18 protein-coding genes and 2 tRNA genes are annotated in these 22,841 nt (G+C 43.7%); 10 read left to right on the forward strand and 10 right to left on the reverse strand.

Features of this window, described 5'->3' with window-relative positions; all coding sequences use genetic code 11:
• A partial coding sequence (locus BACFIN_RS21965) for a transposase (RefSeq protein ID WP_007756710.1) occupies positions 1-135 on the forward strand: 135 nt, incomplete at its 5' end.
• 114 nt (positions 136-249) lie between these two features.
• On the opposite strand, the gene BACFIN_RS04235 is transcribed toward BACFIN_RS21965, so the two are convergent.
• The 5 genes from BACFIN_RS04235 to BACFIN_RS04215 form a co-directional block, all read right to left on the reverse strand.
• Positions 250-322: transfer RNA gene (locus tag BACFIN_RS04235), tRNA-Pro, on the reverse strand.
• A gap of 13 nt (positions 323-335) precedes the next feature.
• Positions 336-408: transfer RNA gene (locus BACFIN_RS04230), tRNA-Phe, on the reverse strand.
• Between the two features lie 185 nt (positions 409-593).
• Positions 594-2,210 (reverse strand): putative glutamine/gamma-aminobutyrate antiporter GadC, encoded by a 1,617-nt coding sequence (gadC, locus tag BACFIN_RS04225; RefSeq protein ID WP_007756711.1) that lies wholly within the window; start codon positions 2,208-2,210, stop codon positions 594-596.
• A gap of 178 nt (positions 2,211-2,388) precedes the next feature.
• Positions 2,389-3,354 (reverse strand): glutaminase A, encoded by a 966-nt coding sequence (glsA, locus tag BACFIN_RS04220; RefSeq protein ID WP_007756712.1) that lies wholly within the window; start codon positions 3,352-3,354, stop codon positions 2,389-2,391.
• Positions 3,355-3,361: 7 nt separating this feature from the next.
• On the reverse strand, positions 3,362-4,804 hold the full coding sequence (locus tag BACFIN_RS04215; RefSeq protein WP_007756713.1) for a glutamate decarboxylase: 1,443 nt from the start codon (positions 4,802-4,804) through the stop codon (positions 3,362-3,364).
• Between the two features lie 190 nt (positions 4,805-4,994).
• Between BACFIN_RS04215 and BACFIN_RS04210 the strand changes: the two genes are divergently transcribed.
• Together BACFIN_RS04210 and BACFIN_RS04205 are read left to right on the forward strand one after the other, a co-directional pair.
• Positions 4,995-6,218 (forward strand): MFS transporter, encoded by a 1,224-nt coding sequence (locus tag BACFIN_RS04210; protein WP_022274778.1) that lies wholly within the window; start codon positions 4,995-4,997, stop codon positions 6,216-6,218.
• A 3-nt stretch (positions 6,219-6,221) separates the two neighbouring features.
• Positions 6,222-7,121: a DMT family transporter gene (locus tag BACFIN_RS04205; RefSeq protein ID WP_007756715.1), complete on the forward strand. Its 900-nt coding sequence runs from the start codon at positions 6,222-6,224 to the stop codon at positions 7,119-7,121.
• Between the two features lie 92 nt (positions 7,122-7,213).
• Here BACFIN_RS04205 and BACFIN_RS04200 read toward each other — a convergent pair whose 3' ends face one another.
• The 3 genes from BACFIN_RS04200 to BACFIN_RS04190 form a co-directional block, all read right to left on the reverse strand.
• Entirely contained in the window at positions 7,214-7,606 is a 393-nt protein-coding gene (locus tag BACFIN_RS04200; RefSeq protein WP_007756718.1) for an HIT family protein, read from the reverse strand.
• 52 nt (positions 7,607-7,658) lie between these two features.
• Positions 7,659-8,123 carry a transcription elongation factor GreA gene (gene greA / locus BACFIN_RS04195; RefSeq protein WP_007756719.1) on the reverse strand — a complete coding sequence of 155 codons (465 nt, stop codon included), beginning with the start codon at positions 8,121-8,123 and terminating at the stop codon, positions 7,659-7,661.
• Between the two features lie 182 nt (positions 8,124-8,305).
• Positions 8,306-9,457 (reverse strand): DUF4369 domain-containing protein, encoded by a 1,152-nt coding sequence (locus tag BACFIN_RS04190; RefSeq protein WP_007756720.1) that lies wholly within the window; start codon positions 9,455-9,457, stop codon positions 8,306-8,308.
• A 196-nt stretch (positions 9,458-9,653) separates the two neighbouring features.
• Here BACFIN_RS04190 and pnp point away from each other — a divergent pair, with 196 nt between their 5' ends.
• Complete coding sequence (pnp, locus tag BACFIN_RS04185) at positions 9,654-11,780, forward strand: polyribonucleotide nucleotidyltransferase (RefSeq protein ID WP_007756721.1); 2,127 nt, start codon at positions 9,654-9,656, stop codon at positions 11,778-11,780.
• Between the two features lie 549 nt (positions 11,781-12,329).
• Here the strand turns inward: pnp and buk are convergent.
• On the reverse strand, positions 12,330-13,391 hold the full coding sequence (gene buk, locus BACFIN_RS04180; protein ID WP_007756722.1) for a butyrate kinase: 1,062 nt from the start codon (positions 13,389-13,391) through the stop codon (positions 12,330-12,332).
• A gap of 23 nt (positions 13,392-13,414) precedes the next feature.
• Entirely contained in the window at positions 13,415-14,374 is a 960-nt protein-coding gene (locus tag BACFIN_RS04175; RefSeq protein ID WP_007756724.1) for a phosphate acyltransferase, read from the reverse strand.
• A gap of 187 nt (positions 14,375-14,561) precedes the next feature.
• On the opposite strand from BACFIN_RS04175, the gene BACFIN_RS04170 reads away from it, so the two are divergent.
• The 6 genes from BACFIN_RS04170 to BACFIN_RS04145 all read left to right on the forward strand — a co-directional run bounded on the left by BACFIN_RS04170 (position 14,562) and on the right by BACFIN_RS04145 (position 22,820).
• The gene (locus BACFIN_RS04170) at positions 14,562-15,470 is read left to right on the forward strand and encodes a S66 peptidase family protein (protein WP_007756726.1); all 909 of its coding nucleotides are present in this window, start codon (positions 14,562-14,564) and stop codon (positions 15,468-15,470) included.
• Positions 15,471-15,540: 70 nt separating this feature from the next.
• Positions 15,541-16,524, forward strand: coding sequence for a M20 family metallopeptidase (locus BACFIN_RS04165; RefSeq protein ID WP_032839856.1), 984 nt, complete (start codon positions 15,541-15,543; stop codon positions 16,522-16,524).
• A 10-nt stretch (positions 16,525-16,534) separates the two neighbouring features.
• The gene (locus tag BACFIN_RS04160) at positions 16,535-16,960 is read left to right on the forward strand and encodes a SufE family protein (RefSeq protein WP_007756730.1); all 426 of its coding nucleotides are present in this window, start codon (positions 16,535-16,537) and stop codon (positions 16,958-16,960) included.
• A gap of 140 nt (positions 16,961-17,100) precedes the next feature.
• Positions 17,101-20,157, forward strand: coding sequence for a SusC/RagA family TonB-linked outer membrane protein (locus BACFIN_RS04155; RefSeq protein WP_007756737.1), 3,057 nt, complete (start codon positions 17,101-17,103; stop codon positions 20,155-20,157).
• A 12-nt stretch (positions 20,158-20,169) separates the two neighbouring features.
• On the forward strand, positions 20,170-21,561 hold the full coding sequence (locus BACFIN_RS04150; protein WP_007756738.1) for a RagB/SusD family nutrient uptake outer membrane protein: 1,392 nt from the start codon (positions 20,170-20,172) through the stop codon (positions 21,559-21,561).
• A gap of 26 nt (positions 21,562-21,587) precedes the next feature.
• Positions 21,588-22,820 carry a DUF4929 family protein gene (locus BACFIN_RS04145; protein WP_007756739.1) on the forward strand — a complete coding sequence of 411 codons (1,233 nt, stop codon included), beginning with the start codon at positions 21,588-21,590 and terminating at the stop codon, positions 22,818-22,820.
• Positions 22,821-22,841: the final 21 nt, after the last annotated feature.

Genomic DNA, 22,841 nt, shown 5'->3' on the forward strand with positions numbered 1-22,841 from the left:
AATTTCTTTGAAAGGAGGGCAACCAATGCCGCAGCAGAGTCATTCAATGCTAAAATCAAAGCATTTAGAGCACAGTTCAGAGGAGTAAGAGATAGAGCTTTTTTCTTATATAGACTTGCTAAATTATATGCTTAAATATAGAATCCCTCAGATTGTTACGTTGACCCTGTTTTTCATGATATAATAGGTTGGTATTTAAAAAACAAAGGGGATAACTTACTGAAAAACAGAAAGCTACCCCTTTGATTGTCGGAATGAGGCGACTCGAACGCCCGACCCCTACGTCCCGAACGTAGTGCGCTACCAACTGCGCTACATTCCGATTGCTTAAGAAGTGGTGTCACCAGGAATCGAACCGGGGACACAAGGATTTTCAGTCCTTTGCTCTACCAACTGAGCTATGACACCTTTCTTGTTTGCGGGTGCAAAGATAAGTATATTTTTTAATACCGCAATAACTTTGGAAGAAATTTTCGCCAATTTCTGATATGGAGAATAATAGTTGTATTTTTTAGATAATATATATCCCGTATCAACTACCTGAATAGCCGATACGGGATTACTTTTTATATACAGAGATATACCTTTACCTTTTACTTAGGTATCTCCTTTTTGGTATTTCCGGTTTCCGGAGATGTATTATTAGGGGTTGCACTTCCGCTTGAAACCTTAGAACTTCCTGACGGAGTAGCACCAGAAGTTGTCGCATTGGAAGTTGCTGTACTGACACTACCGGCAGCTACATTCGCAGTTTGAGGCTGTACTTCCCAATGGAACGGTTCGAAATTGGAATTCGGGTCTACCCAAGACGGTTTCTTTGCTGCATAGATGATGAATGGAGCAACAACGACAATGATAGCACCGATAATCAGTACGGAGAACCATACAGTGTTGCTACCTGTAGAAATCTGGCTGGGCGGGATAAAGCTAAGGATAAAGGCAAGCAATGATCCGCAGAAACCGAGTCCGCCGACGAACCACATCAAACCGTTGCCACTCTTACCGATACGGAACGGGCGGTTCAGTTTTTTCATCTTATAACGAAGTGCGATTGCTCCGGAGAACATCAGCAGATACATGATAAGATAAAGAATCACTGTCAGCTGAGACAGGATCTGGTAGAAACTCTGTACAGAAGGCATTACCACAAACAACAGACTTAATACAGTTACTGCTATACCCTGCACGAACAGAATGTTTTTCTGTACACCCAGTTTGTTTGTTTTCTGGAAGAACGGAGGCATATAACCGGCTTTACCTACGGCAAAGATACCTTTTGACGGACCGGCAACCCATGTCAATACACCTGCCAATACACCGAAGGCAAGGGCGATGGCAATGATCGGTGATAACCAGGAAGCATGGATATACTTGAAGTAGTTGTCAAAACCGACAAGTAAACTCTGAGTCAGGTTAATATCATTTGCGGGGATGATAACACCAAGTGCGAAAGTACCTAGCACAAAGATAAGAACGGTGATAAGCGCACCGATAAATACTGCTTTCGGGTAGTTCTTGGATGGATTATCTACATCTTTCACGTGGATACCGCCCATTTCCATACCGGCATAGAACAAGAAGATACTGGCGGCTAGAACGACATTGTCGAAATTGGTAAAGTCGGGGAAGAAGCTGCTGTCGAAATTCATGTTAGAGTGTCCGCCTGTTGCGAGATAAATGATACCTAGGATAATCAACAATCCGGCCGGAATAATCGTACCGACCAAACCGCCGATTTTAGCCACTTTACCAACCCAGCTCATACCTTTCAGGGAAATGAATGTTGCCAGCCAATAGATGATAAGTACGACGACGAGCGTGTAATACTTGTTGTTTGCCAGTGACATATCATGTACGTCATTCATTCCGATGAAGGCGATGGATACGGCACCGAATGTTAGTACTGTGGGATACCAGATTGTACTTTCAATCCATTGTACCCAAATGGCGAGGAATCCCAGTTTCTTGCCGTAGGCTTCGCCTACCCACCGGAACACACCGCCTTGTTTATCCTGGAACATGGCCGCCAATTCTGCTGCGACGAGCGATGTAGGAATAAGAAAGACAATAGCTGCAAAAAGATAGTAAAAGGCCGAACTCATTCCGTATACGGCCTCGGCCGGTAGTCCACGCAATGATACTACTGCCGTAACGTTCATGATAGCGAGGGTAAACACCCCCAGCTTCACTGCATTTTTAATATTTGCCATAAGTTAAGGTTTTAAGTGAAAAATATTTTAAAGTCAGTGTTATAACAACATTTTGTACGAGATGTTCCCGCAATCTCTTTCAAAGTTCGTTAATTAACATCGTAAGATAAATAGATTGTAATAGAAAAAGGTTACTATCGCGCAATAGTAACCCTTCACTTTTTATCGGGAAAGTCTTTTAATCGACGATCGTGATATGATTCTGACCGAATACATTCAGTCCTAGTTTGTTCATAATGTACTGGATAGCCAACTGTGCTTTTACAGAGTTACCCGATCCATCCAAAGGAGGAGCGAATGCTGCGATACCGAACTGTCCGGGCAACACACCCATCACACCACCTCCTACACCTGTCTTGGCAGGAATACCGGAAGTATACATCCAGTCGCCGGTATGTTCGTAGAAACCTACCGCGGCAATCATGGCTGTGATTTTGGGAGACAAGCTGGCGTCGAACACTTCTTTCTTGGTCACCGGATTCACACCGCCGTTGGCGATTGTTCCGGCAGCGATGGAAAGCTGCAATGCGGTCACTCCCAATGAACATTGACGCGTATAAAGGTCTAGAGACATATCCGGATCATCATAGATACGGTTGTAGTTCTTCAGTAGCCAAGCAATGGAACGGTTGTTGAAGTTAGTATCCGATTCGGACTTATACAATTCGTCTATCAGTTGAGGAGCACTGCCGCACAAGTCGGTTATGTTTCCTACGATGGCGTCCCATTTCTTGACAGAGTCGCCTATTGGTTTCACCATACTGCAAGCGGAGATGGCGCCGGCGTTTACCAATGGAGTAGACGGGTGGTCGTTTTCCAGCAAGATGGCGATGATAGAGTTGAAAGGCAAGCCTGTCGCGTCAGCTCCGATCTTGTCCAATATTTCCTTAGCGCCATATTGACGCAGAGCCAGGATAGCCGTATGTACTTTGGATACGGATTCTATTCCGAAGCGGTAGTCGGTATCCCCCACATGGATGGTCTGTCCGTTGAGCAGGCAGACACTGATTCCAAAGAGATCTTTGTTGACATTGGCCAAGTAAGGGATATAGTCGGCATTCTTGCCTCCCGTATTCGTCTTTACCTGATCGTATGCCTCCTGTACCACTTCTTGCAATTGAGCGAGTGTTACTTTTTTATTCATAGATCTTTTATTTTTTAGCTGTTTTACGACGGCCGCCGTGGTTGAATATTTTAGCTTCTACCGGAAGATTCTTTTCTTGTGCTATGCGGGTAGGAGTAGGATAATCCAATTTTTCCAGTTCTGTGATGGCGTTCTTGATGTCGCCCAGCAACATATCTGCCATATCGCGGCTGAATCCCTGACGGACAACGACGCGCATCACTACATAATCTTCCAGTTTGGAAGGCAATGTATAAGCCGGAACCATCCAACCGTGTTGAGACAGTTTATCCTGCAAATCATACAAAGTCCATTTAGCGTTCTTTGCATATTCTGGTTTCAGATACCAGATGAACAACGGGTTTACCACTTCGTTAGAGTAGTTGACGAACGGAGCCATCTTGGCTATTTCGTCATGGATGTATTTAGCGATCTGCAAAGAGTTGTACTGTACTTCTTTATAACCTTGGAATCCTAAACGGATGAACTGGTAGTACTGTCCCAGAATCTGAGCAGCCGGGCGAGAGAAGTTCAAACCTACTTGAGTGATGTTAGCACCCAGATAATTTACACTGAACGACATCTCTTCTGGCAGATATTCTTTGCCTTTCCAAACCACCCAACCGAGTCCCGGATATACCAGACCGAACTTATGACCGGATACACTGATGGAAAGCACCCATTTCAGGCGGAAGTCCCATTTTGTTTCCGGGTAAAGGAACGGAAGGATAAAACCACCGCTGGCAGCGTCTACGTGGATAGGAATGTCATAACCAGTCTTGGCGTTGTAAGCATCCAGTGCTTTGTCCAATGCTTCTACGTCGTCGTTCAATCCTGTCCATGTAACACCCTGGATAGGTACGATACAAATTGTATTCTCATCACACATCTTCAAGGCTTCTTCGGGATCGAGTGTGGTTTTGTCAAGTGTCAAAGGCACTTCACGCATTTCAATCTGCCACAACTGTGCAAATTTCTCCCATACAACCTGGAAACCTGTAGAAATAACAAAGTTCGGTTTATCAAATGGTTTACCTTGAGCCTGTCTTTTCTTACGCCAGCGCAACCAAGCAGCTACACCACCCAGCATACAAGCTTCTGAGGAGCCGATAGCCAGAGCACCGGTTTTCCAAGTATCTTTTTCCGGAGAATTCCATAGGTTGGCAACGATATTGATACATTTACCGTTCATCACTGCGATACGCGGATACTCAGTTTCGTCAATGTAGTTAATGTTGATGGCTTCGTTCATCAGCTTGGTAGCATATTCATCCATGTAGGTAGTCACGAAAGTAGCCAGGTTCAGGCGCGGTTGAGTCTGAGCGAATGTTTCGTCTTTTACCATCTGATAGGCGACTTCAGGAGTAGTAGGTCCATCAGGTATCTTCTCTACCGGAGAGGGTTGCAACATTCTGTCTGAACCAAATGCTTCTGTTTTAGCATCGCCTTTTCTGAAATTTAAATCTTTCATACTTAATTTGTTTTTTAAAAGGTTTAGGGCGATGGGGATTTTCCCCGTCGAATTTCCCACAACAACAGCAGGCTGTTTTGAAAGTTTTCGGCTTTTACATTATTTGGCGTTTATTAAGGGGGGGATTCGTTTTGAACTTTATGCGATGAGTATTGTTCTCATCAAACCTAAACTTTTAACGAATTTGCGTATGAAAATACAGACGGGAAGAGGAACGATTTCTCTTATCACTTTAATTGCCATCTGGTCTGTTTCGGCACTGACTTCTCTGCCGGGGCTGGCCGTTTCGCCTATATTGGGCGATCTTACGAAGATATTTCCGGAAGCTACGGATTTGGATATCCAGATGTTGACTTCGCTTCCTTCCTTGCTCATTATTCCTTTCATTCTGCTGGGTGGTAAGTTGACGGAGAAAGTCGACTTTGTCCGTATCCTGAAAATCGGACTTTGGCTCTTTGCGGTGAGCGGTATGTTGTATCTGGTTTCCAATAAGATGTGGCAATTGATTGTAGTAAGTGCCTTATTGGGTATCGGGGCTGGGCTGATTATTCCGTTGTCTACCGGTCTGGTGTCGAGGTATTTTACCGGAACTTACCGGGTAAAACAATTCGGCTTTAGTTCAGCAATCACTAATTTTACGTTGGTGATAGCGACTGCCGTCACCGGTTATCTGGCGGAAGTCAGTTGGCATTTACCTTTTCTGGTCTATTTGCTTCCGCTGATTTCTATTCTGTTGATCGGTCGTCTGAAGAAAGACCGGCCGGAAGTTGCCGCTGCTGATAGTGCAAGTTCGAAAGAAGAACGGGCGGTGATAGATACAGGCGGTAGTAAATATGGTATCCATGTGAAGCATTTGATAGAATTGATGTTCTTCTACGGAGTGACGACTTATATCGTATTGGCGGTGATATTCAATCTGCCTTTCCTGATGGAGAAGCATCATTTCTCAAGTGGAAATTCGGGCTTGATGATTTCTCTTTTCTTTCTGGCGATTATGGCTCCGGGATTCTGTCTGGATAAGATTGCGGCTACATTGAAAGAACGTACCAAAGCATACAGCTTGCTGTTCATGGCATTGGGATTGTTGCTCATCTGGATAGCTCCGCTTGAATGGCTGATTATTCCCGGATGTCTGTTTGTGGGGTTGGGCTATGGTGTCATCCAACCCATGCTTTATGATAAGACTACGCATACCGCATTGCCGGAAAAGGCCACATTGGCACTGGCATTTGTAATGATGATGAACTATCTTGCCATCTTACTTTATCCTTTTATCGTCGATTTTTTCCAATGGATATTTCATACCCAATCACAAGAGTTTCCGTTTATCTTTAATCTGCTGATTACTGTTGTCACTCTTTTCTGGGCATACCGGCGCCGTCATACCTTTTTGTTTAACGACCAATTAAAATAAAAAATGAAGAATAAGAAACTGGAAGCCAATCTTAGCATGGCTGTCTCGAAAGTTTTTAGCGGGTTAAATATGAATGCCCTGAAGTATCTTCTGCCTTTGTGGATGAGTCCGCTGACGGGAGCAACCCTTCGCTGCACGTTTGCGGCAGCAGCCTTTTGGGTAATCGGGTGGTTTATGCCTCCGGAAAAATCATCCGCCAAAGATAAATGGCTCCTTTTCCTGTTGGGGGCCTTGGGACTTTATGGCTTTATGTTTCTCTACCTGGCCGGATTGAGTAAAACAACTCCTGTTTCCAGTTCCATTTTTACCAGCCTCCAACCTATTTGGGTTTTTCTCATGATGATATTCTTTTATAAAGAAAAAGCGACCACTAAAAAAATAATAGGAATTTCTATCGGTCTGATAGGAGCATTGGTTTGTATTTTAACTCAGCAAAGTGATGATTTGGCGTCCGATGCTTTCACGGGAAATATGCTTTGTCTTCTTAGCTCTGTGGTATATGCTGTCTATCTGATTCTTAGTCAGCGTATCTTGACTGCCATCGGAGCAATAACCATGTTGCGCTATACCTTTTCCGGTGCTGCCGTATCTGCTATAATAGTAACGTTCATTACAGGATTTGATGCTCCGGTATTTTCCATGCCGTTCCATTGGGCACCTTTCCTTATCCTGATGTTCGTATTGATTTTCCCGACCATTATCAGTTATATGTTGTTGCCTGTCGGTTTGAAATATCTGAAGACAACGGTGGTTGCTATTTATGGTTATCTGATTCTGATTGTGGCAACTATTGCCTCCCTTGCTTTGGGACAAGACCGTTTTAGCTGGACGCAGACGTTTGCCATTATTTTTATCTGTATCGGAGTTTATTTGGTAGAAGTTGCCGAAAGCAAGGAGCGATAAAAGTTTCTCGGTGTGGAACACTTTGTTTCAAGGCATGGAACAAAAAAAGAGCGTCCTTCACAGAACGCTCTTGCTTATTTCATCATCATGTTTTATAGAGAGGAGTTGATTGCTTGTGCTATCGACTTGAATTCTTCATCCGACAATTTCAATTTCGGATTTGAGAACAACATATCCGATTCCTTTTGGATAGGAATTAAATGAATATGAGCGTGAGGAACTTCGAGTCCGATAACTGCTTCGCCCACTTTTTGGCATGGGAAAGCTTTTTCGATGGCACGGGCTACCTTTTTTGCAAATACGTGCATTGCGGCCAGGTCTTCATCGCTCAAATCGAAAATATAGTCTACTTCCTGTTTGGGCACTACCAATGTATGTCCCTTTACCAACGGATTGATATCGAGGAAAGCAAAAAACTTTTCGTTTTCCGCCACCTTGTAGCAGGGGATTTCGCCTGCGATGATTCTGCTGAATATTGTTGCCATAACTTTTTATTGATAAAATAAGGCAAGCCTCACACGGAGACTTGCCTTTTTGTTAAAATGATATGTTTACTACTTCCAATGCAATTTTGCCCTGTGGAACTGTAATTTCTGCAACTTCACCTACCTTCTTGCCAAGCAGTCCTTGTGCAATCGGAGTGTTAACGGAAATCTTGCCTTCCTTCAAGTTAGCTTCGCTTTCAGAAACAATGGTATAAGTCATTTTCATACCGTTTTTCACGTTCTTCAGTTCCACCTTATTTAAAATCTGTACGGAATCTGTTTTGAGTTTGGACTCATCAATGATTTTTGCATCTGCGATCACCGTTTTCAATTTGTTGATGCGCATTTCCAACATACCTTGCGCTTCTTTGGCGGCATCGTATTCTGCATTTTCCGATAAGTCTCCTTTATCTCTGGCTTCGGCTATTGCCGCAGAGATCTTCGGGCGTTCCACTGTTTCCAGCTCTTTAAGTTCCGCCATTAGTTTTTTGTAACCTTCTTCTGACATATAAGCCATGATGTTTTCCTCCTTTAATTGTTTTTATGGTCATATAAACAAAAAAGAATTCCAACATGAGTCATGTTGGAACCCTCTTTTTCATTATTTCTTTGCAAAGATAGACTTTTAAGTGATACGTGTCAAGTTAAAAAAGCTGCTATGTAACATATTTAAATGAAATATGCTAATTTATAACAACTTTAGAGTAATGACTTGACGGCAGCTTCCAAATCTTTGATATCTTCGCCGCGAAGTTTCAGTTCGTTGTTGCGATTAATCAGGAAGATGGACGGTACTTGGCGTACATTATATACAGCTACATTCGTAGAATATACTCCGTTGCCATCGCGTACGCATACCCACGGAAGGTTGGCGGCCGATGTTTTCCAATAGTGCTCGTCCGCGTCGAGAGATACCTGGTAAATTTCCAGACCTTGCGAAGCGTATGTATTATATAGTTCGCGAAGCATCAGGTTATGGGGAGCACCTGCTGGCGACTGGAACACGGAGAAGTCAAGTAATACGACTTTACCTTTCAAGTCGGTCAGCTTACGTACATTTCCTTTTACGTCACGCAACGCGATATCTATAATTCCTGTTTCTACAATTTTGTCTTGCGGAATCTCCAAAGCTTTTGCTTGCGGCTGGCGTGTATTCTTCATGCCTTTAATAACAATGTTATAAAGATTCTTGGAGCGTACGGCATTGGGGAATGTGTTGTTGAGGCTCGTCGCTACGGCTGCAAAACATTTCACGTCATCTTTATTATTCAACGGATCGAATATCAGATAATTGTTCAGCTTCTGGAACAGTGCGAAATAGGCGGCTGCCGTGTTGGGAGCTGCGAAGATATAGTTCACTTTCACGTCCTCTTTATATTTACCGAGCAATGTTGCCAGACTGTCCTCAAAGACATCGTGTCCTATCTTGTTGCCGCGCAGTGCAGCCAACAGGTCATCCGCATTTTTCTGAAGACGGATTTGTTTCAGCGTCAGTTCTTTTATCTTGTTGCTGTTTTCCGAACCTTCTACGGTATAATCGGTGGAGAAGTCCATATACGGAGCTTTGATCTGAACCGTTTCGATAGAGTCTACAGAAAAGTTGATTACTTTGTCGTCTATCCGCAGACGGTAAAATTCGGGAGACTCGGGACGAGCTTGTTTAAAGCTGAATGTACCTTCACCTTTCAATTTCACTGAATCGAGCGGAACAATACCTTCCAGACCGGAAGCTTCCAGATAAAGCATTTTGCCGTCGGCTCCTGATACATCCCCGGTTACCTGGAATTTAGGACCGGAACTACAAGCTGTAATAGTAAGTGCGGCAAGTGCTGCAAAAGTTATCTTTTTCATATAGCGTGTGTTATTTACGAGTTGCAAATATACTTCTTTTCGAGATTAGTCAAAGCATTTTGTTGTGTTCTTCTCCTAATTTTGAAAAAAAAATCGGTTTGCAACTAACTTTTTATCTCATTTCCACCTGATTACCACGATAAATGTATATCTTTGCAGGAATTTTGAAAGAAAAAGTATAGATAAAACAATTTTTATGATTAACCCAATTGTTAAGACGATCGAGTTGGCGGATGGAAGAACCATTACACTCGAAACGGGAAAGTTGGCAAAACAGGCAGACGGTTCTGTAATGCTACGCATGGGCAACACCATGTTATTAGCTACTGTTTGTGCCGCTAAAGATGCAGTTCCCGGAACAGATTTCATGCCTTTACAGGTAGAATACAAAGAAAAATTTGCGGCATTCGGCCGTTTCCCGGGTGGTTTCACCAAGCGAGAAGGTAGAGCTTCTGACTATGAGATTCTGACATGCCGTCTCGTTGACCGTGCTCTCCGTCCTTTATTCCCTGATAATTATCATGCAGAGGTATATGTGAACATCATCCTCTTCTCGGCTGATGGTGTAGATATGCCGGATGCATTGGCAGGACTTGCAGCTTCTGCAGCACTTGCCGTTTCCGATATTCCGTTCAACGGACCTATCTCTGAAGTACGTGTGGCACGTATCGACGGTCAGTTCGTTATCAACCCGACTTTTGAACAACTCGAAAAAGCAGATATGGACCTTATGGTTGCCGCTACTTATGAGAACATCATGATGGTGGAAGGCGAAATGCAGGAAGTGTCTGAGGCTGAATTGCTGGAAGCCATGAAAGTGGCTCACGAAGCCATCAAGATTCATTGCAAGGCTCAGATGGAGTTGACAGAAGCGGTAGGTAAGACGGTAAAACGTGAATATTGTCACGAAGTGAACGACGAAGAATTGCGTAAGGCAGTTCGTGAGGCTTGTTATGACAAGGCTTACGCCGTAGCAGCTTCAGGAAATAACAATAAGCACGAGCGTTTTGACGCTTTCGAAGCTATCCGTGAAGAGTTCAAGGCTCAGTTCTCTGAAGAAGAGTTGGAAGAAAAAGGACCTCTGATCGACCGTTACTATCATGATGTGGAAAAAGAAGCAATGCGCCGTTCCATCCTTGACGAAGGCAAGCGTTTGGATGGCCGTAAGACTACTGAAATCCGCCCGATCTGGTGTGAGGTTGGCCCGTTGCCCGGTCCTCACGGATCCGCTATCTTTACTCGTGGAGAGACTCAGTCATTGACTTCTGTTACGCTGGGTACTAAGATGGACGAAAAGATTATCGACGATGTTCTGGAACACGGAAAAGAACGTTTCCTGTTGCATTATAACTTCCCTCCTTTCTCTACAGGTGAAGCAAAAGCACAGCGTGGTGTAGGCCGTCGCGAAATCGGCCACGGTCACCTGGCTTGGCGTGCTTTGAAAGGACAGATTCCTGCTGACTATCCGTATGTAGTACGTGTAGTTTCCGATATCCTCGAATCTAACGGTTCTTCTTCTATGGCAACCGTATGTGCCGGTACATTGGCATTGATGGATGCAGGTGTGAAAATCAAGAAGCCGGTATCAGGTATCGCTATGGGACTGATTAAGAATCCGGGTGAAGAAAAATATGCCGTATTGTCCGATATACTCGGTGATGAGGATCATCTCGGAGATATGGACTTCAAAGTGACTGGAACAAAGGATGGTATCACTGCTACTCAGATGGATATCAAGGTAGACGGTCTGTCATACGAAATTCTGGAACGTGCTTTGAATCAGGCAAAAGAAGGTCGTATGCACATCCTGAACAAGATTACCGAAACAATTGCCGAGCCGCGTGCTGAACTGAAAGAACACGCTCCGCGTATCGAGACAATGACGATTCCTAAAGAATTTATCGGTGCAGTGATCGGTCCTGGCGGTAAGATTATTCAAGGTATGCAGGAAGAGACAGGTGCTGTGATTACTATCGAGGAAATTGATGGTATGGGACGCATCGAGGTTTCAGGAACAAATAAGAAATGTATTGATGATGCAATGCGTATGATCAAAGCGATCGTTGCTGTTCCCGAAGTAGGCGAAGTGTATAAAGGTAAAGTTCGTTCTATCATGCCTTATGGTGCGTTTGTCGAATTCTTGCCGGGCAAGGACGGTTTGCTGCACATCTCCGAAATTGATTGGAAACGTCTTGAGACTGTAGAAGAAGCCGGAATTAAGGAAGGTGATGAGATTGACGTGAAGTTGATCGATATCGATCCGAAAACCGGTAAATTCAAACTTTCTAGAAAAGTTTTGTTGCCAAGACCGGAAAAGAAGTAAAGAGCGAATAGCTTTATAATAGTAAGGATAGTCCGAAAACTTAGTTTTCGGGCTATTTTTTTTATACGATGAATAGGGAATAAGGAGAGAGAATCGGGCTAAAAAAGAGAATCGGAAAGTACCCCCATACTTCCCGATTCGAAACAGTCAAAAATCGACCTTAATCAATTTATTAACTTAACACGTTGCAAATATATGAGATTTTTTTCTTAGAAAGGACTTTTTACTAAAAAAAGTTTAGACTGCGAGGATAATATGCTTTTCCGTTTGTTGTTGCTTGAGATGTTTGTCGGCTGTTATAAAGGAGTGATTTTACTTGGTTTTTAATGTCGCTTTTCTTGTTTTTCTTATATTAATTTCGTATCTTAAGAAATTTTGTTTTTGCCTGTTTGGGTGGTCACTTTGCAAAGTGATGTTTGTCATTCTATAAAGTGCCATTTGTCTTCTTATAAGGGGACATTGGTCACCTTGTAAGGTGACGACTACCCGTGTGCATAAAAAGGAACTGTTTTGTGCGCGTCAATTCCTTATTCTCTGTGTGGAGCAACCTTACTTATATACTTGTATCGGCAATTCTCCCCGTAATGCGCCGAGTGCATTGAGGGCTAATGCTTCCAATTCATCTTCTCCGGGATATACATATACGGGAGCAATGAATGATATGCGTTCTTTCAATCGGCTGATTACATAATCGGAATGCGCGATACCGCCTGTCAGTAGAATGGCGTCCGTCTTTCCGTAGAGCACGGTAGCGGCAGCTCCTATCTCTTTGGCGATATTGTAAATCATGGCATCCAATATCAGTTTGGCGTGATGGTCGCCTGCTTCAATGGAACGTATGACGGTGGGGATGTCGGTTGTTCCCAGATGGGCAGCCAGTCCGGCACGTCCGGAAATACGTTTTTTAAGTTCGTCGTTCGTGAACCGGCCGCTGTGGCACAAGTCAATCAACTGCCCGGCAGGCAGTGTGCCGGCACGTTCGGGGGAGAAAGGCCCGGAGCCGTCCAATGCATTGTTGGCGTCTATCGCTCTTCCGTGCCGGTGGACGGCTACGGAAATCCCTCCACCTAAATGGCAGACAATCAGATCTAAATCTTCATATTTTGTGCGCTGCTCTTTAGCGAAGCGTCGGGCGATGGCCCGTTGGTTCAATGCGTGCCAGATAGTGATTTTCGGCATGAGTGGAGAGCCTGTGATACGGGCAACGTCTTCCAGCTCGTCAACAACGCCCGGATCTGCGATGAAAGCCCGGCAACCGGGAAGCAAGAGGCTGAGTTCGGAAGCTATGAGACAACCCAAATTACAAGCGTGATTGCGCATGGCATGGATGATATCGTCCAACATGACATCGTTTACCTCATACACTCCACCGGGAATCGGTTTCAACAGTCCTCCCCGTCCGATGATCGCATCAAAGTCGAAAGGTATCTTTTCGGACTCCAGCGCTTTCAGTACCAGGTTCTTGCGGAATTCAAACTGATCGATAATACGTGGAAATGCGGCTAACTCTTCTGTCGTATGTTTTATGTTGCGGATTAGCAATGGCGTTTCATTCTCATAAACGGCTATTTTGGTGGACGTGGAGCCGGGGTTGATAACTAGAATCTTCATGGATCGTGAGGCTTAAGTGTGATTTAGATGGATGAACTTGCAACTTGAGTGCCCTGCTTCCTGCATTCACAGTCTCCCGACACTTGCAGGCATGCCATAGCGATACTGTAATATTTGGACAATCCGGAGTCACTGCGCGAAGGAAGAACCACCGGGCAGATAGGTCCTTGCAACAATCCCGCCATCTCTGCTTTGGCGAAGAGGGAAACGGACTTGTAAAAAGCATTCCCCGATTCGATATTCGGGAAAATCAGTACATCTGCCTGTCCGTTGATGGGGGAGACGATTCCTTTGATATCCCCGCTTGCCTGTTCGCAGGAAGTACGCACGTCCAATGGTCCGTCAATAATTACATTGCCGAACTCGCCGGCTTCGGCAAGCTCTACGATATTCACATAATCCAATGAATGAGGGAATTTGGCACTGACCTTTTCGGTGCAGTGTATTAATGAGATGCGCGGTTGTTCGATCCCGAAATGACGGCAGGTGCAGATAGCATACCAGATCATTTCAATGCGTTGCTGCAATGTAGGACGCGGAATGACGGCTGCATCCGAGAAGAAAAGCAGCTTATCGTACGTCGGTATCTCCATGACGGCAAGATGAGTCAGGATTTTTCCTTTAGGGAGCAAGCCTTTCTCCTTGTCGAGGATGGCGTGCAACAGATTGTCCGTATTGATAATCCCTTTCATCAGGATATCGGCTCCCCCTTCGCGGACGATACGCACCGCTTCACGCGCCGCTTCGTCGGGGTCCTCTATATGAAGGGTTTTCACATATTCGGGATATTGCTTGAGTGTGGGATATTTCTCCAGAATGGCTGAATCTCCGATCATGAGAAACTCCGCAATGCCCTCTTCCAAAGCGCGGGAAATGGCGTACTCCGTATTGGGGTCGTTGGCACAGACTACGGCGATACGTTTTCTGCGGTTCAGTACTTTAAGATGGGCTGTCAGTTGAGCGAAATTTCGAATAGGTTCCATAACGTTAGATTTTTAGCAAATATCTGAAAAATCATTGAAAAAATAACGATTCCAAACCGAAAAGTTGCGCTTGTGATGTAACATTTTGCTATATTTTGTTTGTTTTGTCGGGTAGATGCGCTTAGAATCGTTTTTTCGTGTATTTTTGCATGAGCAAATCTACCGAATCATAAATAGATTATTAAGTATGGATATTCAATTTCCTCCCTTTTTGCAGAAAGACGATAAAGTGGTCATCGTATCACCTTCCAGTAAGATAGATAAGCTGTTCTTGAAAGGTGCGAAGAAACGGTTGGAGTCATGGGGCTTGAAGGTCGCTATGGGAAAACATGCCGGTGGCTCTTCCGGCCGGTTTGCCGGAACAGTCAAACAACGCTTGGATGATTTGCAGGATGCAATGGACGATCCGAAAGTAAAAGCCATCCTTTGCAGCCGGGGCGGGTATGGAGCGGTTCATCTGATTGACAAACTTGATTTTACCGCTTTCCGCGAACATCCGAAATGGCTGCTTGGTTTCAGTGATATTACCGCTCTGCATAACCTGTTCCAGAAAAACGGTTATGCTTCGTTGCATTCATTGATGGCGCGCCATCTTACGGTGGAGCCGGAGGATGATCTGTGTTCGCTTTATTTGAAGGATATATTGTCGGGCAATCTTCCTGTTTATACTTGTGAGAAGCATAAGTTGAACAGGAAGGGCAGTGCGGAAGGTATTTTGCGGGGCGGAAATATGGCGGTGGCTTATGGCTTGCGCGGTACTCCATACGATATTCCGGCAGTGGGAACAGTGCTCTTTATAGAAGATGTGGGCGAACGTCCTCATGCCATTGAGCGTATGATGTATAACTTGAAATTGGGTGGTGTGCTCGAAAAATTGTCCGGGCTCATCATCGGACAGTTTACGGAATATGAAGAAGACCGTTCGCTGGGCAAGGAACTGTATGCGGCTTTGGCGGATTTGGTGAAAGAGTATGATTATCCCGTTTGTTTTAATTTTCCGGTGGGACATGTCGCGCACAATCTGCCGCTTATCAATGGAGCCAGAGTGGAGTTCACCGTTGGAAAGAAAAATGTGGAATTAAAGTTTATATGTTAATAATCTATTCCATCCGGGTGATACTCTGATGAAAATAATTAATTTTGAGACCTTAATAGATAAGAGGATAATGAAAAAGAAATCTATGATGTTACTGACGACTGCTTTTCTGCTACTGTCTGCATTTTCGTGCGGAGGAGGCAACAAAGCGAATACAACTAATGAACAAAGCGAAAAGATAGTGGTGAATGTACCTCAGTTTGATGCGGACAGCGCTTATTTGTACGTAAAGAATCAAGTGGACTTCGGACCTCGTGTCCCCAACACAAAGGGGCATGTAGCTTGTGGAAACTATCTGGCGCAGCAATTGAAGGAGTTTGGCGCACAGGTGACCGATCAGTATGCAGATTTGATAGCTTATGACGGTACTTTGCTGAAGGCTAGAAACATCATTGGCTCCTATAAGCCGGAAAGTAAGAAAAGAATCGCTTTGTTCGCACATTGGGACACACGCCCATGGGCCGACAATGATCCTGACAAAAAGAATCATAAAACACCTATTCTCGGTGCTAATGACGGAGCAAGCGGGGTGGGAGCTTTGCTGGAGATTGCCCGTCTGGTTCATCAACAGCAACCGGAGCTTGGAATCGACATCATTTTTCTTGATGCGGAAGATTATGGAGCGCACGATCAGGATAACGAAGAGTCGTGGTGTCTGGGAGCACAGTATTGGGCGCGCAATCCTCATGTTCAAGGATACAATGCCCGTTTCGGAATTCTGCTTGATATGGTAGGAGGTAAGAATACGGTCTTTCTGAAAGAATCCTATTCCGAGAAGTTTGCGCCGGACGTTAATAAGAAGGTTTGGAAGGCTGCCCGGAAGCTGGGATACGGCAATCTGTTTATCAATGAAGATGGAGGAGGGGTGACGGACGATCATTTGTTCATTAACCGGTTGGCGCGTATCAAGACAATTGATATCATTGCTTCTGATCCGGAAGGTGGATTTACTCCTACCTGGCATACCCTCACGGATAATATGGATCACATTGATAAGAATACATTGAAAGCAGTCGGTCAGACTGTATTGGAGGTAATCTATAACGAGAAATAAAATAAATAGTATGTCAATTAATGAATTACAAGACGAAGTAATTGCAGAGTTCAGTGACTTCGATGATTGGATGGACCGCTACCAGCTACTTATTGATTTGGGAAATGAGCAGGAACCGCTGGATGAAAAATATAAAACAGAACAGAATCTGATTGAAGGTTGTCAGAGCAGGGTATGGCTTCAGGCGGACGATGTAGACGGCAAGATTGTATTTAAGGCGGAAAGTGACGCTTTGATTGTAAAAGGAATTATAGCTTTGCTGATTAAGGTATTGTCGGATCATACTCCTGATGAAATATTGAATGCCGATCTTTATTTTATAGATAAAATCGGGTTGAAGGAACATTTGTCACCTACCCGTAGCAACGGTTTGCTGTCGATGGTAAAACAAATACGGATGTATGCGTTGGCATTCAAAGCAAAAGAGGGGAAGTAGTTAAAAGTAAAACAGATGGGCAGTTCCGCTCTACCTATTAATAGGTATAATTCTTAAAATAGTTTAATTGCCGTAGGCATTATTTGTCTTTATTAGCTTTTCTTTGTTCTTTTACGCCATATAGTTAAAAGACAAAATGTATGAACTACTATTTAAAGAGACGGATACTGTTTTTAGCTTTCCTTTCATTTTGTGTCATTTTGCAAGCGCAAAGAGAAGAAAAACGAATTTCTGGTCATGTGCGCGATTCGCAGGATCTTCCGTTAGCGGGAGTTAATATTAAGGTAAAAAATACGCCTTATGGAGCTATTTCCAATGAAAAGGGAGAGTATGTGTTGAAGGGACAGTGGGAGCCCGGTGTGAGTATTGAGTTTTCCTTTATCGGTATGAAGCGGAAAGTAGTTACCTATAAAGGACAAACACGGCTGGATGTGACTTTGCTTGATGATGTGAATAATATGGATGAGGTTGTTGTCACAGCCAAAGCTAATATTAATGAGATTGATATTCGTGCCCGCTCCGGAGTGGTGCAAGAGGTGGATATGCGACGCATCAATAGTAAGCCGATGATCGATATGGGGCTGGCATTGCAAGGTTCTGTTCCCGGATTGATTATCCAAAATACCGGGGAACTGGGTTCGACCCCTGAAATCCGTATTCGTGGAAACTCTTCTTTACGTAAAGGGAATACAACGAATGAACCGTTGTATATTATGGACGGTAAGGTCATCAGTCCGGAAACTTTCTACAATCTAAACCCGATGGATATCAAGGAAATAAAGGTGCTGAAGGATGCGGCTGCCTGTGCCTTGTATGGAATCAAGGCTGCCAACGGGGTATTGGAAATCACTTCCCAGCGAGGTGTCAGCGGGCAGACAATGGTTACTTATACGTTGGACATGGGAGTCACGACGCGCGGTCGTCGCGGCGTGTCTATGATGGACTCAGCGGAGAAACTGGAACTGGAACGGTTGCTGCAGAATCCGGAGACTCCGGGATATCGTTACAGTGCTGATTACTACAATAAATACTATGCGGGCGATCCTAACTTGTCGCAACTGATTGCGTCGGGGGAACAGAAGTTGAACGAATTGAGGAATATCAATACAGATTGGTTCAAAGAGTTGATTCGTAACAATCTGTATCAGAAACATAATGTAAGCATTCGGGGCGGAAGCGAACAGACTACCTATTATATATCTGCCAATTATACCAAGCAAGGAGGACGTTTGCCGGGTAATGACAAGCAGCGTATGAGTTTGCGTATGAATCTGGATCAGAAACTGGGACATATCGGTTACGCTTTGCTGAGTGTGAACGGTGGATATGCGAAGACGAATACCCCGAACGGATCTACTTCCGATCCGACCCAGTTGGTTTATGAGTTGAATCCTTATGAAACGAAAGACGGTGGCGAACTGATTTCTTATCCGGGACGTACTTATAAGGACTTGATGAATCAGTTCAGCCAGGAGAGTGCGGCGAAAACTGCCGGGATCAGTGGTAGCCTGACCTTGAATCCCTTGCCCGGACTGGATATTGCCGCAGTGGCGGGATTGGACTTTCTGTTGGATGAAACGGAACAGTTTACCCCCTCTACTTCTTATTCGGAAATGACAAGTGGTATTCCGGAACTTAAACGGGGTATTTTCGCAAAATCAAAGAATACGACCACGAACATTTCTACTAACATTCGTGCGACTTATAATCATGTATTTGCCGGTAGGCATGACCTTACGTTGGGAGCTAATATGGACTACTACCTCACTCAGTTGGATAATGTGTCCATAACCGGTTATGGCGTGGGAACGATTAATTCGGCTGCTGCCATCAATCACTCCATTCAGGGAACCCGTCAGGCGGAAGTCGGCGCTCTGAAAGATAAAAATGCGCAGTTGGGATTGGGAGCTGTATTAGGTTATACCTTTGATAATATTTACGATTTCTATGCGACTTATAAAGCGGACGCGTCTTCTATCCTGCCTTCGGACAAGCGTTGGAATAGCGCTTGGGCAGTCGGTATCGGTTGGACTCCCAGCTATTACTCTTTCCTGGCAGACAATACTGTCCTGACCCGCTTGAATCTGAAAGCGTCTTACGGATATACAGCCAATCTGAACGGTGTTTCCGTTTCCTCTACGGTAGCTACTTTCGCCTATTCCAATAATGCATATGAGGATCAGCGTGTTCTGGAGTTGATGGGACTTTATAATAAGGACTTGAAACCGGAACAGACGAAATCCATTGATGCGGGAGTCAGTATTGAGTTGTTCAATCGGGTGACTTTGGAGACAAGCTGGTACAATCGCCGCACGGAACAAGCGTTGCTTGATGTGCCTATTCCTTCTTCCACCGGTTATACCACATTGAAGCGCAATATCGGTATATTGGAAAACCGGGGAATCGAATTCGGACTGAAAGCGAAAGTCTTGGATACAAGAGATTGGATTTTGAATTTGAGATGGAATATGGCGTATAATCGTAACAAGGTAATTGACTTGTATTATGCAGACAAGATATATGCATCTGAGGATGTATTGGTTCCGGATTATGAAGTGGGCAAGTCATACGATATGATCTATGGTCCTCAGTCTTTAGGCATTAATCCTTTGACCGGTTATCCGGTATTTCTGGTGAAAGATAATAAGGAGAAGCAGGCGAGTGAAACATTGACAGTGGATGATGTGGTAGCTTTGGGGCATTCTACACCACCGTATACCGGAAGCTTCGGCCTCTCTCTTTCTTACAAAGCCTTCGACTTGGATGTGGATTTCTATTATGTACACGGCGGCATTCATCAATTCAATTATTCGTATGTGCGTGATAAGGATAATGTGAACCGGAACGCTGTGGCAGGACAGACGGAAAGAATGTGGTTCAAAGCCGGTGATGAAGGGAAAGTATATCCTACTCCTTTTTATACTTCAGCTACTGCGGAAGAGAACCTTACTTTGTATCCCAACTCCTTGACTGTGGGAAAGAGTGATTACCTGAAACTCTCTATGATTTCTCTGCGATATCGTGTAGACCAACGTTTCTTGCGGAAAACGATACCGTTCGTGAAGTATGCTACTTTTGCTTTTCAAGGTTCCAATCTGTTTACCTGGACTTCATACAAAGAGTCCGACCCGGAAAGCGGCACACTTGCAGGAAGTATGCAGCCTATTTATACATTCAATATGAATCTGACTTTTTAAAGGATAACGATTATGATAAAGAAACTCATTTATATATGTGCCGTCATGGTGGGGAGTCTGTCAGGATTGTCTTCTTGTTCATTGGACATTCCCCCTTCCGATCAGTATTCGGATCCGGATGCTATTGTGGATATTTCAACGGCACGCTCTCTTTTGTCTTCTGTTTATAGTTTGTATCCACATTACGAATATGAACTTTCTATTTTGGGCGATGATTTTTGCCCGACTTCCATTGTGGGAAAAGATATGAGCCTGAAGAACCTTTATGCTTGGCAGGATAATTCCATAACGACTCTTGCCGAAAGTTTGTGGGGAGAGTATTATAACACGATCGCCTCCTGCAACGCTTTATTGGAACGCGTGGATAACATAACGCTGGAGAATGCTTCGGAGGAGAAGGATAAAGCGGCTATCATTAGTGAGGCGAAAGCATTAAAGGCGCTTTGCTATTTCAATCTGTTGAGACTGTTTGCTCCTGCCTATGACAAGAATCCGCAAGCGGATGGGATTGTATTGAAGGATGAACTGGGACTTGCTTTTCCGAAACGTTCTTCCATCGAAACCTGTACGACTACTATCCGTACATTACTGACAGAAGCTGCTGCGGTCGAGAATAATCCGGATAAGAACGGCTGGCTGTCTCAGACTGCGGTTTATTATCTGTTGGCTGAGTTGGAACTGTATGCCGGACAGTATGGGCAAGCCGTAACTTATGCGGAGAAGGTGCTGGAAAAAGCGACGGATGATATGTTCACGGAGAATGGTTACGAAAGACTTTGGGAAACGGCTTCCTGCAAAGAGCGTATATTCGCTTTTTATACATCGAAGAGTTTTTATGCAGGTATTCAGTTTGATGCGACGAACGGTGATTACTTTGCATTGAATCCCGCTATCACTTATGGAGACGATGATATACGTCAAGCTTATAATGTATATCCTTTCGAGATGGATGGAGAGTCCCGAAATCTGATGGGGAAATATAATAAATGGAATAAGGAATCCAAAAGTATACAGTATATCAACGTGATGCGCTATGCCGGTGCTTACTTTATTGCTGCTGAGGCTTATAGTCGGCAGACCGGGCAAGAAGGCAAGGCGATTGAAAAGATGAATGAATATCTGGAGGCTTGCCAAGCTACTCCTATGGAGGATGATTTGACAGGAACGGATCTGATAGAGGCTATTCATAAAGAAAAACAAAAGGAATTTGCCGGTGAGGGCGTGCTCTACTTCGATTTGAAGCGTTTGCACTCGGGAGGTTTGTCCCGATTGTCGCAGTGGGGAGATAGAGAAGATACCAAAATAAAGGTGGATGATTATCGCTGGTGTTTTCCCATTCCTCGTTCGGAATATAAATATAATGAGAATATAACTCAGAATGAAGGATGGCCTTTGAATAGGTAAAATTGATTCAATAAAAAAGGAAGATTATGAGATATAACTATTATTATCTGTGTTTATACGTCCTTTTCTTGTTGGGATTAGTGACAAGTTGTAGTAACGATATTGATTATACTTACAAAGGAAGTAATTATATACAGATCAGTACGGCGGATGACCCTGCCATAGCGGAAAATGATGATCGTCCTGTTACTGTAGATGTGCTTTTGGCTACTGCTGTAGAAACGGACGCTACAATTCATTTTGAATTGTCGGGCAATGAGGATGGAGTTTTGAATATGGAGAACGATGGGAGTGTGCTGATTAAGGCTGGCGAAAAAAAAGCGAGCTTTAAGATAGCTTCCAATCATAAAGGATTAATAAAAGCTCAACGGTCAATGACTTTGAAGGTAAAGGATTATACTGATCCTCGTATGCAAGCTTGGAGAGATTTAAAACTGATTGTGAAGCCAAGTGTGGAATCACCTACTTTGACTGAAGAGCAACTTGAACTTATTAAAGGGTATAAAGAAAAATATGGTTTAGACTTGAATCAGTTTATTGGAGTGCTGAAATGTAATGTGGAAATACGTTATCCGGAAGGCGATATTGGAACATTCTATGATGAAGAAACCCGTTCTTTTGAAGGTAAGAGTGTGATTACGTTAAGTGATAATGCTACTGCTGAACGACCGATATTGAAGATGATTGATAATCCGATGGGACTGACCTCATTCTTATGGGAAATATTACAAAAAGAAACAATAGAGGAGGAAAGTTGGGCTATTAATGAATGGAATCAATGTATGTTGACTGCTATTGAGTTTGATCGTGATAAAGAAGAGTTTGAGGTGACACTTGATAATTTGGAATTATTATTGGAAGAACGCTCTATTTCATTTTTGGGAACAGTGTTAAATAACTATGATGAATCGATAACTTCAGTTCCTTTTAAGTATTCTTTTACGGCATGGAACCGTTGGAAACAAAAAGCTGATAATGGTGAGAAAGTAGCTGTCCCGGATGGAGAAGGGGATAGTGGAAATCCAATATATACAGAGTACAATGTATCTGATTTAATTGAAATGGGTACTACATTAGAACCTCGTATTTACTTGGTTATATCAACTATTGATGAAGATGGATGGGAAAATGAACCTTCCGATTTTATTGAACCGAAAGGCTCTTTTAACGAGGATACATTTACTTTCCAATTTTCATGGGATCATTATAATTCAGGTGGTTACACCCAAATCTATGTAACTTATACCTTAAATAAATAACAGACTTATAATTAATTTATG

This window comes from Bacteroides finegoldii DSM 17565, from assembly GCF_000156195.1.
In the GTDB taxonomy this organism is placed as follows: Bacteria; Bacteroidota; Bacteroidia; order Bacteroidales; family Bacteroidaceae; genus Bacteroides; species Bacteroides finegoldii.

What these genes read in the sequence shown, in the direction of transcription:
- BACFIN_RS04215 (WP_007756713.1), bottom strand. Translation starts at nt 4,804, where the DNA reads ATGAAAGATTTAAATTTCAGAAAAGGCGATGCTAAAACAGAAGCATTT.
- gadC (WP_007756711.1), bottom strand. Translation starts at nt 2,210, where the DNA reads ATGGCAAATATTAAAAATGCAGTGAAGCTGGGGGTGTTTACCCTCGCT.
- glsA (WP_007756712.1), bottom strand. Translation starts at nt 3,354, where the DNA reads ATGAATAAAAAAGTAACACTCGCTCAATTGCAAGAAGTGGTACAGGAG.
- BACFIN_RS04170 (WP_007756726.1), top strand. Translation starts at nt 14,562, where the DNA reads ATGGATATTCAATTTCCTCCCTTTTTGCAGAAAGACGATAAAGTGGTC.
- BACFIN_RS04200 (WP_007756718.1), bottom strand. Translation starts at nt 7,606, where the DNA reads ATGGCAACAATATTCAGCAGAATCATCGCAGGCGAAATCCCCTGCTAC.
- pnp (WP_007756721.1), top strand. Translation starts at nt 9,654, where the DNA reads ATGATTAACCCAATTGTTAAGACGATCGAGTTGGCGGATGGAAGAACC.
- BACFIN_RS04210 (WP_022274778.1), top strand. Translation starts at nt 4,995, where the DNA reads ATGAAAATACAGACGGGAAGAGGAACGATTTCTCTTATCACTTTAATT.
- buk (WP_007756722.1), bottom strand. Translation starts at nt 13,391, where the DNA reads ATGAAGATTCTAGTTATCAACCCCGGCTCCACGTCCACCAAAATAGCC.
- BACFIN_RS04160 (WP_007756730.1), top strand. Translation starts at nt 16,535, where the DNA reads ATGTCAATTAATGAATTACAAGACGAAGTAATTGCAGAGTTCAGTGAC.
- BACFIN_RS04175 (WP_007756724.1), bottom strand. Translation starts at nt 14,374, where the DNA reads ATGGAACCTATTCGAAATTTCGCTCAACTGACAGCCCATCTTAAAGTA.
- BACFIN_RS04145 (WP_007756739.1), top strand. Translation starts at nt 21,588, where the DNA reads ATGAGATATAACTATTATTATCTGTGTTTATACGTCCTTTTCTTGTTG.
- BACFIN_RS04155 (WP_007756737.1), top strand. Translation starts at nt 17,101, where the DNA reads ATGAACTACTATTTAAAGAGACGGATACTGTTTTTAGCTTTCCTTTCA.
- BACFIN_RS04205 (WP_007756715.1), top strand. Translation starts at nt 6,222, where the DNA reads ATGAAGAATAAGAAACTGGAAGCCAATCTTAGCATGGCTGTCTCGAAA.
- greA (WP_007756719.1), bottom strand. Translation starts at nt 8,123, where the DNA reads ATGGCTTATATGTCAGAAGAAGGTTACAAAAAACTAATGGCGGAACTT.
- BACFIN_RS04150 (WP_007756738.1), top strand. Translation starts at nt 20,170, where the DNA reads ATGATAAAGAAACTCATTTATATATGTGCCGTCATGGTGGGGAGTCTG.
- BACFIN_RS04190 (WP_007756720.1), bottom strand. Translation starts at nt 9,457, where the DNA reads ATGAAAAAGATAACTTTTGCAGCACTTGCCGCACTTACTATTACAGCT.
- BACFIN_RS04165 (WP_032839856.1), top strand. Translation starts at nt 15,541, where the DNA reads ATGAAAAAGAAATCTATGATGTTACTGACGACTGCTTTTCTGCTACTG.